An 11,027-nucleotide genomic window follows, 5' to 3' on the forward strand; every position below is an offset into this window, starting at 1 on the left:
AACACCATGGTTGAATTCACTTTCTGGGACATTGCCTACCAACTGCTGCTGGCGCTGCGCTGGACCGTGTCCCTGTCCGTCATTGCCTTTGTCTGCGGCGGCCTGCTGGGCCTGGGCCTGCTGGTGCTGCGCCTGTCCCAGTGGCCCGGCGCCGTGCGCCTGGTCGCCGCCTATGTGCAGATCTTCCAGGGCACGCCGCTGCTGATGCAGATCTTCCTGACCTACTTCGGCCTGGCGCTGCTGGGCATCGACACCTCGCCCATGCTGGCGGCCTGCGTGTGCCTGAGCCTGTACTCCGCCGCCTACCTGTGCGACATCTGGCGCGGCTGCGTCGAGTCCGTGCCCAAGGGCCAGTGGGAGGCCTCGGCCAGCCTGGCGCTGGGCTTCACCGAGCAACTGCGCCACGTCATCCTGCCCCAGGCCCTGCGCCTGGGGATCGCCCCCACAGCGGGCTTCATGGTGCAGATCATCAAGGGCACGGCGCTGACCAGCGTGATCGGCTTCATCGAGATCACCAAGGCCGGCCAGCTGATCGCCAACGCCACCTTCGAGCCCTTCCTGGTCTATGGCTGCGTGGCCGGCCTGTACTTTGCGCTGTGCTTCCCGCTGTCGCTGTGGAGCCAGCGCCTGGAACGCCGCCTGCGCCCTAAAGCATGACCCCCTGTGCGGCTGCGCCGCGTCCCCCTGGAAGGGGACGACAGCATCGCCGCGGGGCGGCCCTTGCTGGCTGTCTCTGACCTTGGCCGCGCCAGTTCCATACGGTGCGATCTCCATGAACAACTGATACGAAACTGCTTATGACCTCCGCCACCACCCCCACCACCGTCCCCCTGGTCGACATCCGCGGCCTGCGCAAGCGCTATGGCAGCAACGAAGTGCTCAAGGGCGTGGACCTGCACATCGACCGCGGCGAGGTGGTCTCCATCATCGGCAAGAGCGGCTCGGGCAAGAGCACGCTGCTGCGCTGCATCAATGGTCTGGAAAGCTTTCAGGAAGGCCAGCTGACCGTGCACGGCCAGCCCCTGCAGCCCGACCAGCCCCAGGCCCTGCGCGAGCTGCGCAAGAACGTGGGCATGATCTTCCAGAGCTTCAACCTGTTCCCGCACCTGAGCGTGGGGCGCAACGTGATGCTGGCGCCCTCGCTGGTCATGCGCCAGCCGCAGGATGTGGTCCGCGCCAACGCCCAGCGCCTGCTGGAGCGTGTGGGCCTGGCCGAGAAGTTCGACGCCATGCCCGACCAGCTCTCGGGTGGCCAGCAGCAGCGCGTGGCGATTGCCCGTGCCCTGGCCATGGACCCCGAGATCCTGCTGTGCGACGAAGTCACCTCTGCCCTGGACCCGGAGCTGGTGGGCGAGGTGCTGAGCGTGGTGGAAAGCCTGGCCGAGCAGGGCATGACCCTGATCATGGTGACGCACGAGATGAGCTTTGCGCGCAAGGTCAGCGACAAGGTGGTCTTCATGCACCAGGGCAAGGTGCACGAAGTGGGTGCGCCCGAGACCTTGTTCGGCGCCCCGCAAACGCCCGAGCTGCGCCAGTTCCTGGGCTTCAGCGCCAGCTGAGCGGCCCCCAGGCACATACAAAAAAAATAGCTGCTTGCGCTCGATGTTGCTGGCTTTCAGGTGGTTTACCGCCTGAAAACCTTGCATCACTTGCGCAAGCAGCTATGTTTTTTTACCGCCGCCCGCACCCGCTCTCGCAAGGCAGACGGGCGGGCGCAGTCCCCCTCAGGCCGGGCGGCCGTAGGTCGCGGTGAACGAGGCCGTGGCCAGCGTGTTGGCGTGGATCATGAAGCCGCCAATGGCCGTGGTGGCGTCGTCCGGCATGTCCAGCTTAGCCACGGACAGCGCGTGCACCGTGAAGATGTAGCGGTGCGGTTTGTCGCCGGGCGGTGGGCACATGCCGCCCCAGGCCCAAAGGCCGTAGTCGTTGCGCATCTGGCGCGCACCGGCGGGCAGGTGGGCGCCGCCTTTCTCGCCGGCATTCGCGGGCAGCGCGGTGACGCTGGCGGGCAGGTCCACCACCATCCAGTGCCACCAGCCCGAGCCCGTGGGCGCATCGGGGTCGTACACCGTCACGGCAAAGCTCTGCGTGCCAGCGGGGGCGCCGCTCCACTGCAGCACGGGAGACTGGTTGCTGCCGCCGCAGCCGAACATGTCGGACTCGAACACGGGTGCAATCGTGCCGCCGGTGGGAATGTCGGGGCTGCTCAGGGTGAACGTGGTCATCGGTGAAATCTCCTTCATCACAAGCCTGCCAGTATGCCTGCAGGCGCCAGAGGGCCGGCACGGGCCATCGTCCCCGCACCGCATATTTTGAGAATCAATCTCATTTACACTCGGTCGCTGTGTCCCCTTGCCCGATTGCGTTGCCATGCCTGCCTGCTCCCCCCCTTCATCGCCCGACACAGCCCGCCGCCAATGGCTGGCCAGCGCCCTGGCCGTGCCCGGCCTGGGCCTGGTGGGCTGCGCCACACCGCCCGATCCCGCCCCCGTACCCCCTGCAGGGGATGAGGCGACCTGGGGCCAGCCCTGGCACATGCCCGGGGTGCGGTACATGGACTTGCCCGCACCGACCCTGCCCGGCAGCCCCATGCCGCGCCAGCACCGGGTGATGGTCTACGTGCCCCAGGGCCCCGCGCCGGCGGCGGGTTGGCCGGTGGTCTATGTGCTGGACGGCAATCTGATGTTCCCGCTGCTGGCCCAGTTGGTGCACAACCGCGGTGCGCGCGGCCCCGAGCTGCGTGGCCCGGGCGCCCTCGTGGTGGGCCTGGGCCATGCGCTGCCGCCCGGCAGCTCCGAGGTGCACGACCGCGCGGCCCGCACCTATGACTACACCCTGCCCTACGACGGCGTCGCCCCCGACAGCCAGGGGCGCGCGCAGGGCGGGGCCGACCAGTTTCTGGACTGGATGGCGCAGCAGCTGCAGCCCCGCCTGCAGGCCGCGTGGCCGCTGCATCCCCAGCGGCAGACGCTGGTGGGCCATTCCTACGGCGGACTGTTCACCCTGCATGCGCTGTTCACGCGCACCGCCCTGTTCCAGCGCTATGTGGCCGCCAGCCCATCGCTGTGGTGGGGCAACGGCACCGTGCTGGAGGAAGCCGCGCAATTCCTGCGCCGCCACCAGGCAGGGGCCAGCGCCCTGCCCAGCGAGCTGCAGGTCTACCTCAGCCAGGGCGGCGAAGAGCTGGCCGGCCGGCGCGATCCCGGCCGCGCGCCCAACCCGGAGCGTGAGGCCTCCGCACGCCAGGCCCAGACACGGGCGCAACAGCACGGCCTGGCCACTGCGGCCGATCTGTCGCAGGCGCTGGACCGGCTGCCGCGCGTGCGCAGCCACTACCAGGTCTGGCCCGGGGCCAACCACGGCGGCACCCAGCTGTACGCCTGCATGCAGGCCGCACGCGTCGGGTTAGACTGGGACGACGCAGCCCGGTGAAGCCGGGCCGCGCCCAGCCTCTCCCTTTGTTGTCCGCACCTTGCGCTTCCCACCCATGCGACTGCTGCTTGCCCTGCTTCTGCCCTTTTCCGTGTTCTTCACCATCGGCCGCCCTTTTGCCGGGGTGCTCTGCCTGATCCTGCAGATCACCCTGATCGGCTGGGTGCCGGCCGCCATCTGGGCCGTGTACGCGCTGAGCCAGTACAAGACCGACCAGAAGATCAAAGAGGCCCTGGGGCAACGCCGGCCCTGACGTGGACTTATAAAAAAAGGAGCGCCTGGGCGCTCCTTTTTTTGAGTACGTTCAAGCTCACAGCTCGCCGTAGCTGTGCAGGCCCGACAGGAACATGTTCACCCCGAGGAAGGCAAAGGTGGTGATGGCCAGACCCACCAGCGCCCACCAGGCCGACACCGTGCCGCGCAGGCCCTTCATCATGCGCATGTGCAGCCAGGCGGCGTAGTTCAGCCAGACGATCAACGCCCAGGTCTCCTTGGGGTCCCAGCTCCAGTACCCGCCCCAGGCCTCGGCCGCCCACAGCGCGCCCAGCACCGTGGCGATGGTGAAGAAGGCAAAGCCCACGGCGATGGACTTGTACATCACATCGTCCAGGATTTCGAAGCTGGGCAGGCGGGTGGCAATCGTCTTGCGCGCCATCAGGATGCCGGCCACGATCAGGGCCGAGATGCCGAAGTACACCAGCCAGTAACTGCTGCCCGTGGCCTGGCTCTGGCGGAAGGCCAGCGGTTCGAAGCACAGCGCCACGCCCAGCAGCCACAGCGGGGCCAGCTTGTACCACTTGGTTTCCTGGGCCTGCTGCTTGATCAGGTAGGCAAAGGCCACCATGGCGGCAATCGCGAAGGTGCCGTAGCCGATGAAGTTGGCCGGCACGTGGACCTTCATCCACCAGCTTTGCAGCGCCGGCACCAGGGGCTGGATCTCGTGCGCCCCGCGCACTACGGTGTACCAGAGCAGAAAGCCCACGGCCGCGCTGACCACCAGCATCACAAAGCTGCCCAGGGCCCGTGTCTGGTACTGGGTTTCGTAGTACAGGTAGAACAGCGCCGTCATCCAGATGAACATGACGAACACTTCGTACAGGTTGCTGACCGGGATGTGGCCGATGCCAGGGCCGATCAGGTGGCTCTCGAACCAGCGCACCATGGTGCCGACCAGGGCCAGCGTGACCGCCACCCAGGTGATGCGGCTGCCGATGGCGCCAAACGCATCGCGCTCGCCCTTGGCAAACAGGCTGATCCAGTAGAACACCGTGGCCATGAAGCACAGCATGCTCATCCACAGGATGGCGGACTGGCTGGACAGGAAGTACTTGAGGCCGAACACCTGGTCCGAACGCGCCAGCAGGGCCTCCCCATCGGGGCCCTGGTACAGCCAGATGGCCAGCAGCGACAGGGCCGCCACGGACAGCATCAGCTTGGCCAGCGGCCGCCAGAACCAGCCCAGCCAGATCAGACCGGGGACGGCGCCGATCAAAATGCCCTTTTCATACACATCCATCGCGAGGTGGTAATGCTGGAAGGCGAACAGGCCACCGGCGACCAGCAGGACGGCAAACAACCAGTCGAACCAGTTGCGGCGAACGAAAAACCCTTCGTTCAAGGTGATGGTGGCTGTAGCAGTACTACTCATACAGAACGCTCCGTGGAGGATGGCGCTGCAGCCGGGGCTGTCAGCAGCTTCTCGGTCAAATTCTCGAATTCGCGGTCAGTGTCCATGATCTTGCGATTCGATGACAAGGCCATGGTGGCACGCGCCGCCTCGCCCTGTGGGCTGATCCAGACCCACAGGCGCCGGTCGCGCACATACAGCATGGCAAACACCCCGATGATCAGGAACAGGCAGCCCAGGTAGACGATGTTCTTGCCGGGCGCACGCGCGACCTGGAACACGCTGGCCTGCACCTGGGTGAAGTCTTCCAGCATGAAGGCCATGGGTGCCGGGAAGAATTGCGCATCGCTGAGCGAGAACACCGATTGCGTCATGAAGGCCAGGGTCTGATCGCTGGGCTGCATCACCGGCAGGCCGGCCTTTTCGCGGCTGAGCTGGGCCAGGTCGAACAGCACGCCATTCAGGATGCGGATCAGCACCTCGCTGGCGCGCTCGCGCTCGGCCTCAGGCACGTTGGCTTCCATGAACTGGGCAATCGCCTGCAGGCCGCCATCGGGCTTGTCCAGGCGCGTGCCGCTGCCGGCGAACAGGTTCACGGCCCGCAGGGCCGACTGGGCCAGCGCGTCGCGCAGGTCGGGACGGTCCTTGGGCACGGCCTGGGCGGCGTAGCGGCGCACCGCTTCCTCGCGCAGCACGGGATCGTTCAGGGCCGCACGCATGCGCAGGAAGCCCTGCATGCTGCCCTGCTCGTCGGCCGGCACGCGCAGGTAACGGAAGCTCTCGGACGGGTTCTCGCGCACGCCCAGCAGGAACATGGGCACGCCGTCGCCAAAGTCCACCGGGCTCATGTAGTTCTGGTATTCGCGGGCCTGGCCCGATGCATCGCGCAACTTGTAGCCGATGCTGGGGCCGATGTTGCGCAGCTCCTTGTCGGTCACCGTCTTGTGGCCACCGCCCAGCCGCGCTTCGATGGAGCTGCGCAGGTCCACCTTGCGCACGTCCACGGCGGCACTGGAGGCCTTCTTGTCGGTGAAGTTCTCGACGTTGATGGTGCGCAGTTCGGTGAACTCCAGGGTCAGCACATCCTCGGGGCGGTGGGAGCCGGCGCGCATCAGCTGGGTGCTGGTGCCGATGTGGCCCTCGACCTCGAACGCCTCGCTGCCGGGCGCAAACGGCACGGCGCGCAGCTTGACGCGCGATCCCCCGTCGTCAAAGCTGGACTGGTAGATCTCGATGCCTTTGTAGCTGGCCGGGTGGTTCACCTCGATGCGCTGCGGCAGTTGCTCGCCGGTTTCGCGGTCGTGGATCACCACCTCGCTGGCAAACAGCTTGGGCATGCCGGTGTCGTAGTACTCGACGATGAATTTCTTCAGCTCCACGGAGAAGGGCAGCTCCTGCAGCAGCACACCGTCCGACTGGTTCAGGATGGCCGTGCCTGCCTGCGTGCCCTCGGCCACCATCAGGTTGCCGCGGAAGGTCGGGTTGCGCAGCGACAGGCGGTGCTCGGGCGGCACATCGGAAATGCGGCCGCCGCCGGTGTACGGCGTCTTGCCGCCCAGCCACATCTGGGCCCGCACGATCAGGTCGCCGTCCAGCAAGCCGCCGATACAGATCAGCACGATCGCCGCATGGGCAGCGATGTAGCCCAGCTTGTTGGCCGCACCCGCTTTGGCCGCCAGCATGTAGCCCTTGCCGGCGGGTGTCTCGCGCTCCTGCAGCTTCACCTTCCAGCCGCTGCGCGCCAGGATGCCGCCGATGCGCTGCGCCGCAGCCTGCGGGGCCTCGCCCAAGGCGGCCTCGGCCTTGTGGTGGAAGGCCTTGAGGCTTTGCTCGCGGATGTTTTCCTTGTAGTTGCGCAAATCCGCCAGGTACTTGGGCGTATGGCGCAGCAGGCACAGGCTGGTGCTGATCACTAGGAAGGCCAGGATCAGCAGGAACCACCAGGCGCTGTAGACCGCATTCAGCTTGAGCGCCAGAAACAGCTCGGCCCAGAAGGGGCCGAACTGGTTGACATAGTTGACGCTGGGCTCGTGCTGCTTGAGCACCGTGCCGATCACCGAGGCGATGCAGATGATGGTCAACAGGGCGATGGCGAACCGCATGGACGCCAGAAGCTCCAGCAAGGCACGCAGGCGCTGCGGTGATTCGGGCTCAAAGGACTGGCCGGAAGAAGGATCAGACATGGGAGAAGACACTGGGCCCGAAAGCAAAAGGCGGGACCATCACACTCTGGATGGACCCGCCTTGGTTGGGGTTTGTTATGGGCGGTAAGTTCCCGCGTGTTATTGCGGAAAGCTTGATTTAGCGCAAGCCTGCAATATAGTCCGCCACCGCCTTGATCTCGCGATCGTTCAACTTGGCAGCGACATCCTTCATCTGCAGGTTGTTGGCGCGCGAGCCGTCACGGAAGGTGTTCAGCTGCTTGATCGTGTAGTCGGCATGCTGGCCCGACAAACGGGGGTACTGACCGGGAATGCCGGCGCCGTTGGGGCTGTGGCAGCTGACGCAGGCGGCGATCTTGCGGTCTGGCACACCACCGCGGTAGATGCGCTCGCCCAGCACCACCAGCTCCTTGTCCGTGGCGAAGCCGGTCTTGGCAGGCTGCTTGGCCAGCCAGGCGGTGATGTTGTTCATCTCTTCGTCGGACAGCATGCTGGCGAAGCCCTTCATCACGGGGTCGGCGCGCTTGTCGCTCTTGAAGTCGTGCAACTGCTTGCGCAAATACTCCGGATGCTGTTGTGCCAATTTGGGATTGACGACAATGGTGGAATTGCCATCCGCACCGTGGCAAGCTGCGCAGACAGCTTCATAGCTGGCTTGACCTTTCACCAGGTCGGCCTTGGCCGGTGTTTCGCCCGCCGCGAAGGCCGGGAGAGCGGGTGCTGCCAGTGCGGCAGCCGTCAGCAAAGAGGCGAGCAACTTCATATTGTGGGTCTGGTTATGTGCGCAAAACTGCCTGATTCTACAATGACGCCCTTACGCTTGATACACCCCCATGACGACCAACTCTTCCGAATTTGCTTCGTGTCAAACTTCTGCCCAAATTGACCCCAAGCTCGCCATGGGCTGGATGCACACGGCGCGCTTTCTGACCACGGCAGCCCAGCTGCACCATCTGCCCTCGGTGGACGTGCCCGAAATTGCGTTTGTCGGCCGCTCCAACGCCGGCAAATCCACGTCCATCAATACCCTGACGCAGCAGAAACAGCTGGCGTTTGCCTCCAAGAAACCCGGTCGCACGCAGCACATCAATTTGTTTGCGCTGGGCAAGCAGGGCGTCACCGATGCCGTGCTGGCCGACCTGCCCGGCTATGGCTATGCCGCAGTATCGCGCTCGGACAAGGAGCGCTGGCAGCGGGTGATGCTGAACTACCTGATGCAGCGCGAAAGCCTGAGCGCCGTGGTGCTGCTGTGCGATCCCCGCCTGGGACTGACGGAGCTGGACGAGGCCTTGCTCGACGCCATCCGTCCCCGCGTGGAACAGGGCCTGAAGTTCCTGGTGCTGCTGACCAAGGCCGACAAGCTGACCCGCTCCGAGCAGGCCAAGATCCTGTCCATCACCAAGCTCAACGCCGGCGGCGGCGAGGTGCGCATGTTCTCGGCCCTGAAAAAGCAGGGCGTGGACGATGTGGCCCAGCTGCTGTGGCACTGGTGCCATCCCGACGGCCTGAAGCCCGTGACACCAGCCCCTGCCGCACCGGAATCGGCAGCCCCCGCGGACACCCCCGCCACGCCGGACACCCCCGCGCAATAACGCATGGACGCGCCCGCGTCCTTGGGCCAGCATGGCGGCTTCACCACCCAGGAGGCACCATGCTTGAGCCCATCCGCCACCAGCTGCCACACGGCATCACGCTGGACTGTCTGGCCTGCGGAACCCCAGGCAAACCCCTGTTGCTGTTTTTGCACGGATTCCCGGAAGGCGCCTTCATCTGGGAAGGAGTGATGGCGCCATTTGCCGACCGCTGGCGCTGCCTGGCGCCCAACCTGCGCGGCTATGGCGGCTCCAGCCAGCCCGAGGCCGTGGAGGCCTACAAACCCAAGGCGCTGGTCCAGGACCTGGCAGCGCTGATCGCCCTGGAAAGTCCGGGGCAGCCGGCGGCCTGTGTGGTGGCGCACGACTGGGGGGGCGCACTGGCCTGGAACCTGGCCATCCAACAACCCCAGTTGCTGCAACAGCTGCTGATCATCAACGCCCCCCACCCTGGTGCCTTTGTGCGCGAGCTGCAGCACAACCCGGCCCAGCAGGCCGCCAGCCAGTACATGCACTTTCTGCGCCGCCCCGACGCGGCATCGCTGTTGCTGGCAGACGGGGCACGGCGCCTGTGGGACTTTTTTCGCACGCCCGCCGGGGACCTTCCCGTCTGGCTGACGCCGGAATGGCAGGCGCGCTACCTGGCCCACTGGCCGCAGTGCCTGGCGGCCGCCTGCCGCTACTATGCGGCCAGCCCGCTGGTACCACCACGCGGCGCCAACGGCGACCTGCAGCCGCTGCCCGATGCGCTGCTGCACACGCCGGTGGCCACCCACATCCTGTGGGGCCTGGACGATGCCGCGCTGCTGCCGGAGTTGCTGGACGGCCTGGAGGCGTGGGTGCCCCAGCTGTCCGTGGAGCGCGTGCCCGGCGCCAGCCACTGGCTGGTGCATGAGCACCCCGAGCGGGTGATCCGCAGCCTGCACCAGCTGCTGCACGAAGCTCTTATAAAAAGAGAGCTACTTGCGCTTGCCACGCCTGCTTCAGAGGCCGATTTACCTCTGGATTACTGATACAGGGACGGCTGGCCTTCGGGCCGCGTCTTGAAGCGTTTGTGCACCCAGTAGTACTGCGGCACCATGGTGCGGATGGCGGCCTCCAGTTCGCGGTTCATGCGCGCGGTATCGGCCACATGGTCGTCGGTGGGGAAGTGCTCCCAGGCCGGCGACAGCTCGGCCACATAGCCCTCGGGCGTCATGCGGTTGTACAAGGCCACGACCTTGGCCTTGCCCAGGCGGGCAAAGCGCGACAGCGAGGGGATGGTGGCGGTTTCAGGCACCTGGAAGAAGGGCACGAACACCGAGTCATTGCGGCCATAGTCCATGTCCGGCAGCAGGTACAGCAGGCCGCCCTTGCGCAGCGTGGAGATGATGGGCTTGACCCCGTCGGCACGGTTCAGCATGCGCACATTGCCGAAGCGCTGGCGCCCGGCCATGAACCAGGCATCCAGCACCGGATCGGGATTGGTCGCAAAGATCGAGGTGAACTCGCGCTCGGTGTTCAGCGGTAGGGCCAGCCCGCCGGCATCCATGCTGTAGAAATGCGGGGCAAACACGATGGTGGGCGTATCCCCTTCCAGCTCGTGCGTGGCGCCCACCAGCTTGACGCGGCGGCGCACCAGGGCTTCGGAGCCGAACCACAGCCAGCTGCGGTCCAGAAAGGTCTGGCAGAACACCACAAAACTCTCGCGTGCCCAGGCCTTGCGCTGCGCTGGCGTCGCTTCAGGAAAGCACAGCGCAAGGTTGCGCAACGCCACCTTGCGGCGCGGCGCAGCCAGGATGAACAACAGGCGCCCCAGCACCCAACCGATACCGCGCAACACCGGCAATGGCAGCTTGGCCAGCCCGTGCATCAGGGCCACGCCCAGTCGACTCCAGCTCATGCGGCACCGCCTTCGGTGGCAGATTCCACCGCCGGCGCTTCCTGCCGTGGCTGCTTGTAGCGGCCATACCCCCACAGGTACTGTGTGGGGCACTGGCGGATGGTGTGCTCCATGGCCTGGTTGATCTGCACCACGGCCTGCTCCAGCTGGTCGGACAGCGGCATGGGCAGGGCTTCGAAAAACAGCTCGTAGCCACGGCCGGCTGGCAGGCGTTCACAGCGCGCCAGCACCACGGTGGCGCCGGTCTGCAGCGCCAGCCGGGCCGCCAGCGTCATGGTGTAGGCGTCCTGGCCGAAGAACGGCGCCCACTGGCCCTGCCCACTGGGGGGCAC

General features: G+C 66.1%; 11 protein-coding genes and 1 pseudogene. 6 read left to right on the plus strand and 6 right to left on the minus strand.

Annotated elements, in window-relative coordinates; all coding sequences use genetic code 11:
• The first annotated feature begins 6 nt into the window (after positions 1–6).
• Positions 7–657, plus strand: coding sequence for an amino acid ABC transporter permease (locus FYM52_RS06995; protein WP_042414675.1), 651 nt, complete (start codon positions 7–9; stop codon positions 655–657).
• A gap of 140 nt (positions 658–797) precedes the next feature.
• Complete coding sequence (locus tag FYM52_RS07000; protein ID WP_042414678.1) at positions 798–1,559, plus strand: amino acid ABC transporter ATP-binding protein; 762 nt, start codon at positions 798–800, stop codon at positions 1,557–1,559.
• Positions 1,560–1,724: 165 nt separating this feature from the next.
• Here FYM52_RS07000 and FYM52_RS07005 read toward each other — a convergent pair whose 3' ends face one another.
• The gene (locus tag FYM52_RS07005) at positions 1,725–2,225 is read right to left on the minus strand and encodes a YbhB/YbcL family Raf kinase inhibitor-like protein (protein ID WP_154163575.1); all 501 of its coding nucleotides are present in this window, start codon (positions 2,223–2,225) and stop codon (positions 1,725–1,727) included.
• Positions 2,226–2,370: 145 nt separating this feature from the next.
• On the opposite strand from FYM52_RS07005, the gene FYM52_RS07010 reads away from it, so the two are divergent.
• Both FYM52_RS07010 and FYM52_RS07015 read left to right on the plus strand, forming a co-directional pair.
• The gene (locus tag FYM52_RS07010) at positions 2,371–3,432 is read left to right on the plus strand and encodes an alpha/beta hydrolase (protein WP_154163576.1); all 1,062 of its coding nucleotides are present in this window, start codon (positions 2,371–2,373) and stop codon (positions 3,430–3,432) included.
• Positions 3,433–3,487: 55 nt separating this feature from the next.
• Complete coding sequence (locus tag FYM52_RS07015) at positions 3,488–3,685, plus strand: YqaE/Pmp3 family membrane protein (protein ID WP_042414682.1); 198 nt, start codon at positions 3,488–3,490, stop codon at positions 3,683–3,685.
• Positions 3,686–3,742: 57 nt separating this feature from the next.
• Here FYM52_RS07015 and ccsB read toward each other — a convergent pair whose 3' ends face one another.
• From ccsB to FYM52_RS07030, 3 genes are all read right to left on the minus strand, one after another.
• Positions 3,743–5,080 carry a c-type cytochrome biogenesis protein CcsB gene (gene ccsB / locus FYM52_RS07020; RefSeq protein WP_154163577.1) on the minus strand — a complete coding sequence of 446 codons (1,338 nt, stop codon included), beginning with the start codon at positions 5,078–5,080 and terminating at the stop codon, positions 3,743–3,745.
• Positions 5,077–7,242 carry a cytochrome c biogenesis protein ResB gene (locus FYM52_RS07025; protein WP_051519487.1) on the minus strand — a complete coding sequence of 722 codons (2,166 nt, stop codon included), beginning with the start codon at positions 7,240–7,242 and terminating at the stop codon, positions 5,077–5,079. The genes ccsB and FYM52_RS07025 overlap by 4 nt, the downstream gene beginning before the upstream one ends.
• Before the next feature lie 118 nt (positions 7,243–7,360).
• On the minus strand, positions 7,361–7,984 hold the full coding sequence (locus FYM52_RS07030) for a cytochrome c (protein WP_042414687.1): 624 nt from the start codon (positions 7,982–7,984) through the stop codon (positions 7,361–7,363).
• Positions 7,985–8,054: 70 nt separating this feature from the next.
• Here FYM52_RS07030 and yihA point away from each other — a divergent pair, with 70 nt between their 5' ends.
• On the plus strand, positions 8,055–8,813 hold the full coding sequence (yihA, locus tag FYM52_RS07035) for a ribosome biogenesis GTP-binding protein YihA/YsxC (RefSeq protein WP_154163578.1): 759 nt from the start codon (positions 8,055–8,057) through the stop codon (positions 8,811–8,813).
• 59 nt (positions 8,814–8,872) lie between these two features.
• Complete coding sequence (locus tag FYM52_RS07040) at positions 8,873–9,826, plus strand: alpha/beta fold hydrolase (protein WP_154163579.1); 954 nt, start codon at positions 8,873–8,875, stop codon at positions 9,824–9,826.
• On the opposite strand, the gene FYM52_RS07045 is transcribed toward FYM52_RS07040, so the two are convergent.
• Both FYM52_RS07045 and FYM52_RS07050 read right to left on the minus strand, forming a co-directional pair.
• The gene (locus FYM52_RS07045; protein ID WP_045266067.1) at positions 9,820–10,695 is read right to left on the minus strand and encodes a lysophospholipid acyltransferase family protein; all 876 of its coding nucleotides are present in this window, start codon (positions 10,693–10,695) and stop codon (positions 9,820–9,822) included. The genes FYM52_RS07040 and FYM52_RS07045 overlap by 7 nt on opposite strands.
• Positions 10,692–11,027 (minus strand): annotated as a pseudogene (locus FYM52_RS07050) (lysophospholipid acyltransferase family protein); the annotation flags it as partial. The gene FYM52_RS07045 and the pseudogene FYM52_RS07050, both read right to left, overlap by 4 nt.

This window comes from Comamonas sp. CAH-2 (genome assembly GCF_009668305.1).
GTDB lineage: Bacteria > Pseudomonadota > Gammaproteobacteria > Burkholderiales > Burkholderiaceae_C > Comamonas > Comamonas aquatica.